We start from the raw sequence: 16,709 nt of genomic DNA, 5'->3' as shown, positions 1-16,709 counted from the left end.
ACTAAAAATTGATCTTTTGTTCATATTCACCGTAAACCTCTCTAAGGATCCCACACATTTCTCCTAGAGTAGCATAATTTTTTACTGCATCTACAATAAAAGGCATCAAATTAGTTGAACCCTGAGCAGCTATCTTCAAGCTATCTAGTGAGGCGGCTACTTTATCCGAATTCCTGTTTTCTTTAACCTTATGTAGCTTTTGCAACTGTCTTTGTGCAACTTCTGGATCTAACTTTTGTAAATCTGTTGGAGGTTGTTCTTCAATGACATATTTGTTAACTCCAATAACCACTTTCTTGTTGTTTTCAATAAGTTTTTGATAATTATAAGCATTCTCTTGTATTTCTTTCTGGATAAATCCTTCTTCAATTGCTTTTGGTGATCCACCTAATAAATCAATTTGCTTAATATATTCATAAGCCTTCTCTTCAATCTCGTTTGAAAGCTTTTCAATGTAATAAGATCCTGCAAGGGGATCTACAGTATCTGTAACACCTATTTCCTCAGCAATTACATGCTGAGTTCTTAGGGCAATACGCACAGAGTGTTCATTTGGCAGGGCTAAAGCTTCATCCTTAGAGTTGGTATGTAAGGACTGAGTCCCCCCAAGAACAGCACTTAGGGCTTGATAAGCAACTCTCATTATATTTACATCAGGTTGTTGAGCTGTTAATGTACTCCCGCCGGTTTGAGTATGGAATCTTAACATCAAAGATTTTGGATCCTTAGCACCAAATCTTTCTTTCATAATTTTAGCCCAGAGCCGTCTAGCCGCTCTGAATTTGCAGACTTCTTCAAAAAAATTCGTGTGGGCATTAAAAAAGAAAGATAGACGTGGAGCAAATTCATCTACATTTAAACCTGTATTAACAGCAGCTTCCACATAAGCAATGCCATTGGCAAGGGTAAATGCTACTTCCTGAACCGCATTTGAACCCGCTTCCCGAATATGATAACCGCTAATGCTGATTGTATTCCAATTGGGAACGTTTTCTGAACAGTAGGCAAAGATATCTGTAATCAACTTCATAGACTCTTTAGGAGGAAAAATATATGTCCCCCTTGCAACATATTCTTTTAAGATATCATTTTGAATTGTACCAGATATTTTTTCTGCCGAAACTCCTTGTTTTTCAGCGACTGCTACATACATCGCAAGCAAAATAGCAGCAGGAGCATTAATTGTCATGGAACAACTTACTTTATCTAAGGGAATACCATCAAATAGGATTTCCATATCAGCCAAAGAGTCTATTGCAACACCAACTCTACCTATTTCACCCATTGCGAGGTAATGATCAGAGTCATAGCCTATTTGAGTAGGCAAGTCAAAAGCTACACTAAGCCCCGTCTGCCCCTGCTCTAATAAGAATTTGAATCTACTGTTGGTTTCTTCAGCAGTTCCAAAGCCAGCATACTGGCGCATGGTCCAATTTCTCCCCCTATACATTGTTGGTTGAACACCTCGGGTATATGGATATTCTCCAGGCATACCCAATTGGTCTAAATAGTCAAATTCCTCCAAATCAAGAGGTGTGTAAGTCCTCTGAACAGGAATGTTAGAATCTGTAAGAAAATTACTTTTTCTTTCTGGTCTTTTTAAAACAAACTTATCAGTTTTTTCTGTCCAGGTTTTAAACTTCTCTGACAAGGCTTGTTTTTTATCTTCTCTCATCATTACTGTCCTCCTAGTTGAAGATTCTTTCTTATTAAGATAGGTACTTGGGAAGGCTCAGAAGCAACAAAAACACCTACATTCTCTAATGCTTTAACCTTAGCTTCAAAAGTACCCATTCCTTTCTCTATAATTGCTCCAGCATGCCCCATCCTTTTACCTGGAGGGGCACTTTTACCTGCTAGATAAGCTACAACAGGCTTAGTAACATTACCCTTTATATATTCAGCGGCATCTTCTTCGGCACTACCACCAATTTCCCCTATTAGTACAATGATCTTAGTTTCAGAATCCTTCTGGAATTCTTCTAGAATTTCAGGAAAATTTAATCCTATTATTCTATCTCCACCTAAGCCAACAACTGTGGAAGTGCCTAATCCACTATTGTAAAGATTTCCGACGATTTCGTAACTTAATGTACCACTTCTGCTAACAACGCCTACTGGTCCTGGCTGAAAATATTGACTTGGCATAATTCCAACTTTAGATAAACCTGAGCTGATAATCCCGTATGTATTAGGCCCTAAAACAATGGTTCCCCTATCTTTTGCTGCATCCATTATGTATGTAGCATCTTTTAATGGAATGTGTTCGGTGATTAACACAATCATGGATACATGATTGTTTATAGCCTCAAGTGCAGCATCTTTAGCAAAGGAAGCGGGGATAAATAAAATACTGGCATCAATTTTACCTAGATGATTTTTGACCATAGATACACTATCATATACGGGAACATCATGTACTGTGTTACCGCCTTTACCAGGAGATACACCAGCAATAATATTTGTTCCATAATCTAACATCTGTTTACAATGAAATGAGCCTTGATTACCTGTAATACCTTGTATAAGAACTTTAGACTCCTTGTTTAAAAGAATAGCCATTTTAGTACCCCCTCACCTTTTGTACAATTGTTTTGGCAGCCTGCTCCATATCAGAAAAAGCTTCGATTCCAGCAGATTGAAGTAAATCCAGAGCAATTTTTTGGTTAGTACCAACTAGCCTGATTACCACTGGAACGTTAATTTCGAGCTGATCTTTGACCTTAAGAAAAGCTCTAGCAACATCGTCTGTCCTAGTGATGCCTCCAAAGATGTTTATGAAAATTCCCTTTGGATTAGTGGAAATCAATAATTCTAAGGCTTTTCTTGTCTGTTCCTCATTTGCCCCACCGCCAGCATCTAAGAAATTATTAGGGCTTCCTCCATAATGATTTATCAAATCTAATGTTGCCATGGTTATTCCTGCGCCATTAGCCATAATAGCAATATCACCATCTAGTTCTACATAGGAAAGTCCAATTGCATGACATTTTCGTTCCACTTCAGTTTTTTCATCATTATGAGGCAAATCAGTTTGCCTAAAGAGTGCATCATCATCAATAACAACCTTTGAATCGGCAGCAATAAATCTTTCCTTTGAAAGAACTAATGGGTTAACTTCAACAAGTTCTGCATCACAATCTAAAAAAATGTCCATTAATTTAACAAGTAATGATGAAAATATATTAATTTGTTTACCTTTAATACCAGTATTAACAGCTATTTCTCTTCCTTGATATTGCTCTAATCTTGTATTTGGTTTAATATAAGTTTTAATGATTAATGCTTCAGGAACATCCTCTATATCCATACCTCCCTGAGCAGAGACTAACATAACCGGACATTTCATTTTGTAGTCATAAGTTACCGCAACATAATATTCTTTTTCAATAGATATTTTTTCTTCAATTAGTAAATGCTCAACGTTAAAGCCCAGAAAATTCGTAGAAAGCAAATCTTTTGCTTTAATTAGTGTTTCATCTGGGCTTGATGCGAATTGGATTCCACCGGCTTTCCCTCTTTTGCCAGATAAAATCTGTACCTTTAAAACAGTTTCTTTAAGCTCTTTAGCTATTTCAAATGCTTCGGCTTGACTTCTGGCAACTTTACCCCTGGGTACTTCAATACCATAGTTTCTAAAGATATTCTTGCCTTGATACTCTTGAAGTTTCATGGTAACGCCTCCCCTATCATTTATTTAACAATTATTTTTGAAAAAAGAGTTCCTAAAGAACTCCTTTAATACATCACGCATCCCAAGATTCTAAATAACTAATTTGTTCTTTAGTCAAAGAATCAATTTTAATACCTAAAGTACTAAGACCCAGGTTAGCAACCTTCTTATCTATCTCATAAGGTACAGGATACACATCTCCTTTTAAATTATCTTTATTATTCATAACATACTGAAGACATAAGGACTGTATTGCAAATGTTAAATCCATAATTTCAGCTGGGTGGCCATCACCCGCAGCTAGATTAACAAGCCTACCTTCAGCTAATAGATAAATGCTTTTACCATCTTGCATACAATATTGCTCTACATTTGGCCTAACCGTCTTTTTTTCATTAGAAATTTCTGCTAGATCAATTTTAGAAATTTCTATATCAAAATGTCCTGCGTTAGCTAAAATAGCTCCATCTTTCATTTTCAGGAAGTGTTCTTTTCGTATAACATTACAGTTTCCAGTAACTGTGATGAAAAAGTCACCAATACCTGCTGCTTCCTGCATTGTCATAACCTTGAAACCATCCATATGTGCCTCTATTGCTTTTATTGGATCAATTTCTGTAACTATTACCTTAGCTCCTAACCCCTTTGCTCTCATAGCTACACCTTTGCCACACCATCCATATCCAATAACAACTACATTTTTACCAGCAACAACTAAATTAGTGGTGCGGTTTAGTCCATCCCACACAGATTGACCAGTACCATATCTATTATCAAATAAATATTTACAGTAAGCATCATTAACTGCCATCATCGGAAATTTCAATTGCTTCTCCTTACTCATAGCCTTTAATCGTAATATCCCAGTAGTAGTTTCCTCACATCCCCCAATAATTTCCTTAATTTGTTCCGGACGTTCTTTATGTATACGCGCTACTAAATCGCCACCATCATCAATTATTAAGTCTGGCCTAAAATCTAGAGCAGCATTTAAATGTTCAGAGTATTCTTCATCAGATGCACCGTGCCATGCATAGGCTTTTATGCCATCCTGTACAAGAGCTGCTACTACATCATCTTGAGTTGAAAGAGGATTACTGGCTACTACGGCTACTTCTGCACCTCCAGCTTTTATAACTTGTGCTAAATAGCCTGTTTTTGCTTCGAGATGCAAACAAACTACTACCTTATGGCCTTTAAAGTACTGGTTTTGAAAAAAGTCACTTTCCAACTGATTCATAATAGGCATATGGTTCTTCACCCATTGTAATTTTTTTTGACCATGAGGAGCCAAACCTATATCTCTAATCATGGATTCTTTCATTAATAACAACACTCCTATCTATATTTTATTAAAACATTTTTGCCATTTCATAAACTGTAAGACTTGCAACAAATGCAAAATCCTCTGTATGTAGATATTCTTTTGCAGTTTCATCAAAGAGAACTGTTGCATTCGGAGGAAACTCATCATCACCTTCCCATAAAACATAAGTGATTGGAATACGTGGTAACACATTTATGGTTACACTATAGTCCCCCATGTTACTTACTACACCACCAATGGACTCAGTAATTTCTAAAAGTTTTCGTGGATTAGTACCAAATATTTTTAAGAAGGGTAAAATAGTTCTCTTCTTAAAAGGATTAAAATAAATATCTCCACCTGGCAATTCTTTGTAAGATATACTATTTCCAGTCAAAGGGGTTCCAGTAGCTCTAACTAAATAATGAAGCATCAATATTTTCCATATGATAGGAACTTCCTCAGAGTTGTTACAAAAGTCTATCTCTCCACTAGGATAACTAACGCAAAAATCTTTCCTCATAAAGGGAACCATAAAAGTCTTTTTTTCCGTGTTAAAACTACATTTACTTTTCCAGGACATTTCAGATGGATCCTTCACTTGAAAGTTTTCAATAGCAATTCTTAAAGTTGTTTCTAAATTATGATTTTGATTGGTTATTTTACTCACGACTATCTCCCTGTCATAAATATACCTTTTTGATTATATTACATCATAAAAAAGCTTAGGGCAATATATTGAACCTATAATGTATTAGTATACCTATATGCTTTGTAGAGCAATCAGGTAATTGTAAGCATTTCGAGCATTTGACTAAGTATAGCTACTAATATATACTTAATATAGGTATGTGCCCGTAGCTCAGTCGGATAGAGTGACGGAATCCGAGTCCGGAGGTCGCAGGTTCGAATCCTGTCGGGCACGCCATAAACAGGATTCTTGAACTCAGGTGGAGTTTTGACTACATCTGAGTTTTAGAATCCGTTATCCAGGGACGTAGCGCCACTTATCTCCTACTTGTAGAAGATAGGAGTCTTGGAGTGAAACTTGTCAACTTGTTGACATAGCTGAACCCATGCAAGGCTAGTGGCGATAGTCATCGGATAAATTATATTGTATTAAAAAACCTACCATGCTTTGATGGTAGGTTTTACTGTAACCAATTATGTTTATGCAGTTAGATCGCTGAGTTTAGCAACTTTATTAAGTACTGTTACCATATCATGATTTTTTACAACACATGAATTTGCTTCATCAGTATCTATATGAAATTCCAAAATGAAACTCGGTTTAACTCTAACTAATACATTATGGAAAGTTAACTCCCTAATACCTTCCACATGAACACTAACCCTATCACCATCTTTTACATCAAATACATCTGCATCTTTGGGTGACATATGAATGTGATGGTCAGCAATGATAACTCCCTTATTTAACTCAACTTCCCCATGTGGTCCCACAAGTATGCATCCTGGACTTCCATCAACCTGACCAGATTCTCTAACAGGAGCATTAATACCTAATTTGAAACCATCAGTTCTTGATATTTCAACCTGGCTTGTTGATCTAATAGGGCCAAGTATACGTACTTTTTCAATACTTCCCTTAGGACCTTTTACTGTTACTGTCTCACCCGCTGCAAACTCACCTGTTTGAACAAGGTCTTTAATATTAGTTAATTCATAGCCTTCACCAAATAATTTCTCTAAATCCACTTTATTTAAGTGAATATGTCTGTTAGAAATGCCAACGGGCACCTGTAGTTGATTCATCAAGATCCCCTCCCCCAGAGATTTTAACGGTTTAACCATGCAAAACTTCCATTCACCGTATGAAAGCTTCATTTCACCGTAATTATACTCTGGTTAATCTATGTTTTCAACCTTTTTGTGGCATCCGAAAACTATAAATTAGTGAAAGGTTTGATACTTGTTGAAGTTTTTCTTTAATTTCCTTCCGATTGCTCGTTATTTCACAATTTAATATGACGCATGCATAGGTTTGCTCTATATGGCTATCATCCTACAATAAAGTGCCATTATTGGTAAAGGTAAAACTTTGCCAGCTACCATCAATTTCTAACTTTAATTCCTCGATTTCATTAATAAACCCTCTAGATACCCAAATGTTTTCTAAATCTAATGTATTCTTTATTCTCACTATTCTAGGATTAGTTTCGTTATTGCCGATAATACTTTCTAGTGCTGTATATATAGCTTCTTTATCAGTATTCATAATAATTGGAATCATAGCTCGTTGTAAGAAACCAGTAGTCAAACAATTTAAATAGGTAGAATAAAAATCAATTTTATCTACTAGTTTTCTTGTAACAAAATCTGCGAGTCCTACTCCATTAGCATTGCCTTGAGATGCTTCGGCTAAATCTAAAACGAGGATTCTTTTTATATAGGGATTGTTGTTGAAGTTGCCGTTGTGGGTTCTCAGTCTGCCAATTATATTTGTATCCATTCCAGTACCTGAATAGCATTTACCCATTTCATCACATATTAGTAAGTCAATAGTTTCAAAAGGCAATTTAGGCATAATATTTCGTGCTATTTCAAGTAAGGATTTTTCTCTTTCAAGAATGCTCTCGGGAGAAATTACTTCTATTCTATATGTTTCTTTATAAGCATTTTCTATTATAGCAACTCCCATGATAATCGGAAGTGATCTAATAATGTGCAGACCCACCTTTTGAATCATTTGAGACATGTTTCCTTTGCAGTTTTGATGGACATACTTTGCACCAACAGGACCTCCTAGTCCTATGGTTAACATTTTCAATAAGCCACTCTCTATTTCACCCCTAAAGGAAGTATGAGGCTTAATTCTATTTAACACAATTATTTTATCCATTTTTAAAAAGTGATTTAAACAATTTACAGGCACACCATTATCTAAATAACCTAGGATAGTAGTGTCTACTCCTCCTACAACAGGAACATTAAAATTATCTTTATTTATTCCTAGACTATCTAGAACCTTTAATTGACCTGAAATAGAGCCTCCACCATGGCTTCCCATAGCAGCTAGAATATAAGGTTCACCACCAACTTTTTTAATTTCGTCTATTAAGGTTTCAAGAACTGTACTAATTGATTTTATATGCCTACTTCCTGCACTAATACCTACTTTTTCTTTGGGTTTTATCTTTGACAAGAAGTTTTTCTTAAACAATTCCTTTTTTAAAGATGAATGCAAATCTAATAAACATTCTTTGGGAAAGTTCATCCTAACTTTAATCATTTCTGGTGCTTTCATTTTTTCCTCCCATTATGAACAAAGCTTTTTTTATAGCATATGGAAAAAATGAAAAAATGGGATTAAAAATAAGCAAAAACCCCTATCGGGGTTCTAGGTTGACATATTATTTAAACTTTGAATATATCTTATATCTTTTGGTACTAGTAGTCTAAATATATTACATAAGGCAATAATTCTTGAGCATGTTCTATCGCCTAACATATTTTCCAATTCATTGAGAGATAGATTAGATGTTATTACTGTAGGCAATTCATGATTTAGACGATAATTTAAGAGGGAATAAATCTTATTAAGAGTCCACTGAGTATAATTATGAGCTCCTAGATCATCTAGAATCAAGACAGGAATATGCCAGACCACATCCATTAGTTCTTTTTCTGTCATTCCATCTTCTCCCTTATCGAATGTGAATCTTAGTGAATCAAGAAAATCGGGAACTACCACAAAAAGAACATCCTGATTACTTAAAGCTAATTCCCTAGCTATAGATGATGCTAAAAATGTTTTTCCACTTCCTACAGGACCACAAAAAAACAAGCCTTTTTTAACAGTATTTAATTTTACATCATTGACAAAGCATTTGGCAGCAGACAAAGCCTTTGTAGCTCTTTCTTTATAGGTACTCTCACCTTCTGAAGGTACTGTATTAGGATAGTACTTAAAATTAAAATTTGAGAACTTTGCATCTTGAAAGTTTGTACCTAAATTAGCCCTTTTAATTTTTAAATCTAGCATTCTTTGAGCCCAACAGCCACACCTATATGCTGTTCCTTTATGAAGAACAATACCCCTATCATTACATTTTTCACATTGATACATTTAGAAAAAGCACCTCTTAGGTAACATAGATTTCCGAATATTTATCCTGCAGTTTTTGGTTTTGCTTCGGATTACTATTCTTATTATTTTTTCTTCGTTCTTTATACTTTTTTTCATAATTGTTGATTTCTTCTATGGTTTTTAGGTTCTGCGTTTCCCATGTTTTTAAAATCGAATCAATGTATTTGAAACTTAATACTCCTTGTAAAACAGATCTTTCTAAAGCTTCAAGTATTATTTCACTTGAAAAACCATCAGTAGAACACCATTGAACTATTTTGCTGCTCTCAATAGGAGATAAATATCTACCAAACTCTTTCTCAAAAGTACCATATACCTTTTTTAAACTATCAGATTGGGAAGGAATGCCTAATTTTTTTGTTTTAGATTTTTGCCATGCAGTTAACAACCTATCCCATAAGGGTTCAAGAACATAAGAGCTTTTACCATGATTACTTTCAACAGGTGAATGCACTACTGCAACTAAACCTTTCTCTATAAGACGCGCTAGGATTGACCTGATTTGATCACTACCTAATGTCATAACTGTCTTAAGTTCATCAATTGTAGGGTAAGTTTGTCCTAAACAATCTCTAAACCTTATTAATTGCATAACTACAGCTAATTCAATTTCATCCATATCTACTTCTGCATAATACATTAGTAGTAATTGTGAAATAACTATAGGCTTTTCATTTAATAAATCTTTTAAACAAGGGTTAGATGGATTTTCAATCATTGTTTCACCTCAAAAACTTCTCTTGAACACATTATAACAGGGTTTAAATAAAAAAGTAAAAATTTAAAACATCTAAAATAATAGCTTGTCCATTACTATAGTTAATATAGGTCGGGTATTTGCTGTTTCTTGTGTATCTCTTTAAGTTTGTGTAAAAAATTTCTCAACTTTTGATATTGCTTTAGGCAAAGCAAAAACAATAACTCTGTCACAGGGTTTAATACTATCTCTACCAGTAGGAACAATAACATCTTCTCCTCGAACTACTGCGCCAATTATTGCATCCTTAGGGAATTTTAAGTCCTTTAATTGTTTACCAATTACTCTTGAATCGGTTTGTGCTATAAGTTCAATCATCTCAGCCTTTGCACCACCTATTAAAGATACGGAGACAATATCACCCTTACGTATAAAGCGAAGGATTGCACCAGCAGTCAAGAGCCTTGGGCTAATAGCAATGTCTATTCCAACCTTTTCTACAAGTGGAACATATTCTGTTCTTCTAATTTGTGCGATGGTCCTTTTAGCACCTAAATGTTTAGCAATTATAGAAACAAGCAAATTAACTTTATCATCATTTGTAACTGCTACGAAAAAGTCTGTTTGTCCAACCTCTTCTTCTTCTAACAAAGTTATATCAGAGCCATCTCCTTGTAAAACAAGGGTATTCGTTAGTTTTTGAGATATTTGCTTGCATATTTCAATATTTTTTTCAATAAGTTTAACTGTGTAGCCTTTTTTTTCTAATAATTGTGCAAGATAAAAACCTATTCTTCCTCCACCTAAAATAGTAACATTTTCAGTTTTAATCCTCTCTTTTCCTAAAACCTTTTCAATAGCGACCATATTGGTGGTTTCAGCAAGAACAAATACAAGGTCATCTGGTTTTAATTGATCGTCACCACGAGGAATTATCATTTCTTCATTACGTAATATAGCAACGATTAGGTTTGGCTTTGGGAATTTAATATCTTTAAGCTGTTTATTGGCTACTGGGGAATCTTTCGTAAGTTGTAATTCAACCATTTGAACTCTACCGTCAGCATAATAATCAACATTTATTGCTTCTGGTACTTCAGCAAGTTTTCCAACCATTTCTGCAGTAACCTGTTCAGGGTTGATAACTAGGTCTATGCCAAGGGAATCAGCTGATACTTGATTGTTATCAGCGTATTCAGGGTTCCTAACTCTTGCAACTGTTTTCTTTACGCCGAGCTTTTTTCCTAACAAGCAAGAAATCATATTCAATTCATCATATTCAGTAACCGCTACAAGCAGTTGTGCATCACATATTCCAGCTTCTTGTAAAGTAGAAATACTGCCTCCACTACCTAGAATTGTTTGAACATCTAAGTGTTCCTCAACAATTTGCTTTCTCTCACTATTATTTTCTATTACAACAACGTCATGATTAGCATAACTTAGAATCTGAGCTATACTAAATCCCACCTTGCCAGCACCAATAATAATTGTTTTCATAACTACACTCCTATTGTCTAAAAGGAATAAATTGCATTTCCAACTGTTTGTATTATAATAGATATAAATGCTAACCGCAATACTAGGAAGAGAAGTAGGTGATAACTTAATGGAGGTTTTGGCTTTAGTGGGACCAAGCGGAAGTGGAAAGAGTCACAGAGCATTGTTAGTGGCCCACGAATATAATATAGATATAATAATAGATGACGGATTAGCAATTAAAGGCTCACAAATATTAGCGGGTATATCTGCGAAAAGACAGCCAACAAAGGTAGGAGCCATAAAGACTGCTTTGTTTAGATCTGAGGAACACTCAGCGGAAGTAAAAAAAGTAATCATGGATGAAAAAGCTAAGAAAGTCTTGCTTTTAGGCACATCTCTTGAAATGGTTAATAGAATTGCGAATAGATTAGGCATATCAGTACCTAAGCAAATAATATATATAACAGACATTGCTTCAGAAAAGGAAATTGAACAAGCTTATAGTCGTAGGAAAAGATTTGGAACCCATGTTGTCCCTGCTCCCACGCTTGCTGTCAAGCCCAAGTTTTCTGGTTTAATGATTCAACCTTTTAAAATTTTATTTCATAAACCGATAAGGGGAAGTAATCCTCTAAAACCCATACACTTAGAGCAAACAGTAGTACGCCCAACTTTTAACTATTTAGGAAAATTCTTTATTTCTAATCCAGTTCTAAAAGATATTGTAAAATATTCTCTTGAGAAATTCACTTTTCCTGTAAAACTAACTAAAATTGACACTCAAACATTTGCTGAAGGAATTATTATAAACATTGACGTAATAGTAGAACATGGAATTAATAATATTCCATCTATGATCAAGGATATACAAAAGATCATTTTAAGCAATATTGAATATATGACAGCAATTAATGTTTTAAGTATAAATGTTTTAGTAAAATCCCTTTATCTAGAAGGAAAAAAATAAGCGAACAACGGTTTCGCTTATTTTTTATGCCTAAAGTTTTTCATAATTATATTCTGTTTTTAACAAATGTCTCTATACGTTTCATAGCTTCCACAAGATTTGCTATAGAAGAGGCATAAGAACATCGAATGTGACCTTCACCGCCCAAACCAAATGCAGTTCCAGGAACAACGGCTACCTTCTCCTCGTTTAATAATTCTTCAGCAAACTCCTCGGATGATAAACCTGTTTTGGTTATATTTGGAAATATATAAAATGCTCCTTCTGGTTCAAAACAAGGCAGTCCAATATCATTAAATGAATTGTAAACCAAACGCCTTCTTTTATCATATTCGTGATACATTCCTATAATCTGATCTTTTCCATTTTTTAAAGATTCAAGTGCAGCTTTTTGTCCCATTATCGGAGCACAGAGCATTGTGTATTGATGTATTTTAACCATTGAAGCTATGAGTGGTTCAGGTCCAAATGCATAGCCGATTCTCCAACCTGTCATAGCCTGTGCTTTAGAGAAACCATTTAATACAATTGTTCTCTCCCTCATCTCGGGGAGAGTGGCAATGGATACATGATCTTGGCTATATGTGAGCTTACTGTAGATTTCATCGCTTATCACAAGCAAGTCATTATCTATTATTATATCTGCAATAGCTTCCAAATCTGATTTATCCATTATTCCACCAGTAGGATTATTTGGATAGCAGAATATAATTGCCTTTGTTTTGGGTGTGATTGCTTTACTAATTTGATGTGGTTGTAGCTTAAATGAATATTCCTCATCAGTTTGAACAGCTACTGGAATACCACCTGCCAAGGTGACGCAGGGTTTATAAGATACATAAGATGGTTCAATAACTAAAACTTCATCTCCTGGATCGATTATAGAGCGTATTGCCAAATCTACACCTTCACTAGCTCCAACGGTAACAAGTATTTCGTTTTCTGGGCAGTATTCTAGTGAATATTCGTTTAAAATGAACTTAGTAAGCTCATCCCTTAATTCTAGTAGCCCCTTATTAGAAGTATACATTGTATACCCTTGAGATAAAGAATGCACACACGCTTCTCTTACATGCCAAGGAGTAACAAAGTCAGGCTCACCCACCCCCAAAGAAATAACTCCAGGGGTACTAGCTACTAAATCAAAAAACTTTCTTATTCCTGATGGAGGAATTTCCATTACTCTTTGACACAAAAATCGACTGCTATCAATCATGGAATTATCACCTGCCGTCTATCCTTTTCGTTATTTTCTAATATTACATGTGAAACCTTATATTTCTTCAAAACAAAATGAGTTGTAGTACTCTGAATTCCCTCGATTACTGCAAGTTTTTTACCAACAAATTCAGCTACATCCTTAAGGCTTTTACCAACAATTTGTACTGAAAAGTCATAGCTACCTGACATTAAAAAAAGAGATTGTACCTCTGGATACTTATAAATCTTTGAAGCAAGTTCATCAAAACCAACATCTCTTTGAGGTGTAACCTTAACATCAATAAGGGCAGTTACTACATCGTTTTTCCCAGTCTTATCCCAGTTGATTAAAGCTCCATATTGAAGTATAATACCCTCTTTTTCCATAGCTGTGACTTCAGTTTTTACATCATCTTCATTCAAATCTAACATTGCAGCAATCTGTTTAGGTTCTAACTTACCATTTGTTTCCAAGATATTCAATAGTCTTTGACGCATTAATGTTTAACCTCCTTTAAATATAAAAAGACTATCTTTCGTCAAGGGACGAGAGATAGCCCGCGGTACCACCCTAATAAGCAAATAAGTATCTATTTACCCACTTTTTTCTTTAACGAGAAATTTCGTTAAGAACCTACTTCTATTTCAGTTCTCATGCTCACAGGTGGCATTCAGCAGTTTCTTTTACCGGTTTACACTATACCCAGCTCTCTGCGAAAAGAATTCTAACTTACTTCTTCCTGATCATTGCATTTAAGGATATTAATTTTCACTTATTATAACAGAAAATATAATTTTCCTCTAGTACTTTTTAGAATTTTATTAAGCTTTTCAAGGAAGAAATAGTGTATTTTGTGGGTATTTTTATTATTTTAATGCCTTGTTTTTCAGAAATAAACTCTTTAATACCTTTAAAACCTTGATAAATCTGTGGATTTGTATGCATTTCAATTGCTATCTTTCTCTCTGGAATATAGTATTGAAATTTTGTTCCCTTATAGTTTATATTCTTATAGACTACAAGATCTGGATATATTTTTTTAATATCTAAGATAAACCTATCTTTAGCTAAATCATCATCCTCTGTCCTAATGTCAGCATTAGATTTTAAGTCTATTATTCCACTAGTTGCCTCTTTCAATAACGATTCTATTCCATTATCAATCTTACTAATATAGATATCTTTTTCCTTGTTTATATCATCTTTATTTGCTTTAGTGGGGATTTCAGCTTCATCAACTGAGTTATCATCATCTAGGCCACTTCGATAGTTATGGACACCTTTTTCAATTAGAGCAGATAGCACTTCATTAAAATCTTTAAAGCCTTCTAGAATATGGTCGCCAGGTAATTTTTGAAAAACTAATTGACTAAGCATGGACTCTAAGTGTTGTTCATCTTCAATTAAATCATGTATTAATTCAGACAACTGAAGAATCAAATCTTCTGCTTCTTCTAAAACTAATGGCTTTTCTTCAGGGTCCTTGAGACTAGCTTCTATTACACTTTGTATTAATAGATCTGTCAAATTAACTATTTTTAATTCGAGCTCTTTGTTTCTTCTCACATTCAATTTCATCACCCTTTTTTAAAAATATCCTTATAAACAGATATTCTAAAAGGGACAAGAATATACCATATATATAAGAAAACACCGGGTTACCCGGTGTTTTCTTATATATTACTTTTCAGGTTTTTTAATTCCTAAGCGATCTGAGGAGTGATCTTTTCCTAGATAGAAGTTTATCCAAGATGATGTTTGGTGTAAGTCCCAATTACAAGGATCTACATGGTAATCATCTAGTTGAGAATGCTCTCCATAGTTCTTTAATCTAGAATAAGCTTTTACATAAATACATTTTTTCTTATTAGGATGGACTTCACACCAACCGTTAAAACTACCACCACAGGCTCCGTTGCGCTGATTCTTTGGACACTGAGACATTGGGCAAACGTATGCCAAATCTGACAAAGCACAATCTCCACAATCTTTGCAGTCATACATTATAACTTTTGCTAGATGTTCAAGGCCGTGATAAAGTTTCTCCATTGAGGAACCTTCTACAGACTTTGAAACTCCACGCATCATACCAAAGAATTTTTTATTAGGTTCAAACATTAGGCTGTGAACAACTCTAGAAAGCCTATAGACGCCTCCAACTGGTGCATCAAGAGGACGGTCCTTAGTGCTAGTAGGATTTTCAGTATTTAATCCAGTATTAGGGTCTTTTTCGTAATAGTAGAAACCATCAGGCATTGGGAAATCAAATTCAGAAATATAGTCTTGCCAATTAGCACTCAACTCTTCCCCTTTTTCCATGATATATTCTACGTGTTCAAACTTGAGGTTATGGCCTCCTAGATGAATGCCATCAAAGCCCATACCCTTCATAAAGGCATACATTTTTGCTGCACGTAATAATCTAGCTCCAACACCTTTGTCTGGAGCTTTTCTTTCTTCATCAAGTTGCGCTAATAGTTTATCAGTAACTACACATCCTGGAAGCTGGTTTTGATTCATAATCCTTGCTGCTCCATAAGGTAAAACATATAAGTTACCAATAATTGGTACATTCAGGTTGTTAAGTTTCATAAACTGAATTACTTCATGAAACTTTCTAGCATCATAACCAAGATTCGTAACAACAAAATTACCGCCTGCAGCTATCTTCTTTTTTAACTTAAAATATTGTGCCATTTGTTCAGCTTCAGTAGCTTTAAATGGTGATACAGCTACTCCACTAAAAAAGTCACTTTTAGCATGCTGAAGCATTCCTTTAAATCCCTGAACCTCAAGTCCTTTATTCATATCTGAAATTAGCTTGACTGTATGAATAGGATCTAAATCAAACACAGGCTTAGGTCTTCCCTTAAAACCGGAAACAGGATAATCCCCTGTCATTACCAAAAGGTTACGAACTCCTGCTCTATCTAAAGAGTATAATTGACTTTCCATTTGATTCCGGTTCTTATCCTTACAAGTAAAGTGTACTAGTGGTTCAATACCTAACTCTAGCATTTCCATTCCGAGAGTATCTGCTAAAATTGCAGGATTACCACCAGGCATATCAGTAATTGTAATTGCATGAATTTTACCACTTTTGGCCGCTATTTCAGCAGCCTCCATGGCTACTTCTTGTGCTTTTTCTCTTGCCCCTCTACCTGGAACTACTTCCCAAGTTATTGACACGGTATTTTTGTCTAATAATGATTCTTTAAAGCGATTCTCCATATTTTACACCCCCACAGGTTTTAAAGTTAGTAAATATAACT

General features: G+C 34.8%; 15 protein-coding genes and 1 tRNA gene. 2 read left to right on the top strand and 14 right to left on the bottom strand.

Translation table 11 applies throughout. The annotated features are described in order from the left end of the window. Position 1: 1 nt before the first annotated feature. From APF76_03870 to APF76_03850, 5 genes are all read right to left on the bottom strand, one after another. Positions 2–1,678, bottom strand: coding sequence for a methylmalonyl-CoA mutase (locus APF76_03870; protein ID KUO52184.1), 1,677 nt, complete (start codon positions 1,676–1,678; stop codon positions 2–4). Further along, entirely contained in the window at positions 1,678–2,562 is an 885-nt protein-coding gene (locus APF76_03865) for a succinyl-CoA ligase [ADP-forming] subunit alpha (protein KUO52183.1), read from the bottom strand. The genes APF76_03870 and APF76_03865 overlap by 1 nt, the downstream gene beginning before the upstream one ends. A gap of 1 nt (position 2,563) precedes the next feature. After that, a complete protein-coding gene (locus APF76_03860) occupies positions 2,564–3,673 on the bottom strand; it encodes a succinyl-CoA synthetase subunit beta (GenBank protein ID KUO52182.1) in 1,110 nt (369 codons plus the stop codon). A 73-nt stretch (positions 3,674–3,746) separates the two neighbouring features. Continuing rightward, a complete protein-coding gene (locus APF76_03855) occupies positions 3,747–4,997 on the bottom strand; it encodes an adenosylhomocysteinase (GenBank protein KUO52181.1) in 1,251 nt (416 codons plus the stop codon). 28 nt (positions 4,998–5,025) lie between these two features. Continuing rightward, a complete protein-coding gene (locus APF76_03850) occupies positions 5,026–5,649 on the bottom strand; it encodes a hypothetical protein (protein ID KUO52180.1) in 624 nt (207 codons plus the stop codon). 181 nt (positions 5,650–5,830) lie between these two features. Here APF76_03850 and APF76_03845 point away from each other — a divergent pair. Further along, a tRNA-Arg gene (locus APF76_03845) sits at positions 5,831–5,907 on the top strand. Between the two features lie 242 nt (positions 5,908–6,149). On the opposite strand, the gene APF76_03840 is transcribed toward APF76_03845, so the two are convergent. From APF76_03840 to APF76_03820, 5 genes are all read right to left on the bottom strand, one after another. Further along, the gene (locus tag APF76_03840; protein KUO52179.1) at positions 6,150–6,755 is read right to left on the bottom strand and encodes a hypothetical protein; all 606 of its coding nucleotides are present in this window, start codon (positions 6,753–6,755) and stop codon (positions 6,150–6,152) included. Between the two features lie 250 nt (positions 6,756–7,005). Beyond that, complete coding sequence (locus APF76_03835) at positions 7,006–8,247, bottom strand: hypothetical protein (GenBank protein KUO52178.1); 1,242 nt, start codon at positions 8,245–8,247, stop codon at positions 7,006–7,008. 93 nt (positions 8,248–8,340) lie between these two features. After that, positions 8,341–9,069: a hypothetical protein gene (locus APF76_03830; protein ID KUO52177.1), complete on the bottom strand. Its 729-nt coding sequence runs from the start codon at positions 9,067–9,069 to the stop codon at positions 8,341–8,343. A gap of 16 nt (positions 9,070–9,085) precedes the next feature. Continuing rightward, on the bottom strand, positions 9,086–9,808 hold the full coding sequence (locus APF76_03825; protein ID KUO52176.1) for a hypothetical protein: 723 nt from the start codon (positions 9,806–9,808) through the stop codon (positions 9,086–9,088). Between the two features lie 141 nt (positions 9,809–9,949). Beyond that, positions 9,950–11,287: a potassium transporter TrkA gene (locus APF76_03820; protein ID KUO52175.1), complete on the bottom strand. Its 1,338-nt coding sequence runs from the start codon at positions 11,285–11,287 to the stop codon at positions 9,950–9,952. Between the two features lie 109 nt (positions 11,288–11,396). Between APF76_03820 and APF76_03815 the strand changes: the two genes are divergently transcribed. After that, on the top strand, positions 11,397–12,236 hold the full coding sequence (locus tag APF76_03815) for a hypothetical protein (protein ID KUO52174.1): 840 nt from the start codon (positions 11,397–11,399) through the stop codon (positions 12,234–12,236). Between the two features lie 46 nt (positions 12,237–12,282). Here the strand turns inward: APF76_03815 and APF76_03810 are convergent, their stop codons facing one another. The 4 genes from APF76_03810 to APF76_03795 form a co-directional block, all read right to left on the bottom strand. Further along, positions 12,283–13,452 carry an aromatic amino acid aminotransferase gene (locus APF76_03810; protein ID KUO52173.1) on the bottom strand — a complete coding sequence of 390 codons (1,170 nt, stop codon included), beginning with the start codon at positions 13,450–13,452 and terminating at the stop codon, positions 12,283–12,285. Further along, positions 13,449–13,934 carry an AsnC family transcriptional regulator gene (locus tag APF76_03805; GenBank protein ID KUO52172.1) on the bottom strand — a complete coding sequence of 162 codons (486 nt, stop codon included), beginning with the start codon at positions 13,932–13,934 and terminating at the stop codon, positions 13,449–13,451. The genes APF76_03810 and APF76_03805 overlap by 4 nt, the downstream gene beginning before the upstream one ends. A 313-nt stretch (positions 13,935–14,247) precedes the next feature. Continuing rightward, complete coding sequence (locus APF76_03800; GenBank protein KUO52171.1) at positions 14,248–15,009, bottom strand: hypothetical protein; 762 nt, start codon at positions 15,007–15,009, stop codon at positions 14,248–14,250. Between the two features lie 108 nt (positions 15,010–15,117). After that, complete coding sequence (locus APF76_03795) at positions 15,118–16,668, bottom strand: methylenetetrahydrofolate reductase (GenBank protein KUO52170.1); 1,551 nt, start codon at positions 16,666–16,668, stop codon at positions 15,118–15,120. Positions 16,669–16,709: the final 41 nt, after the last annotated feature.

Source organism: Desulfitibacter sp. BRH_c19, from assembly GCA_001515945.1.
Classification (GTDB): Bacteria; Bacillota; DSM-16504; order Desulfitibacterales; family Desulfitibacteraceae; genus Desulfitibacter.
The sequence above is the reverse complement of the archived record's forward strand: the minus strand, read 5'-3'. Positions and strand labels throughout refer to the sequence as shown.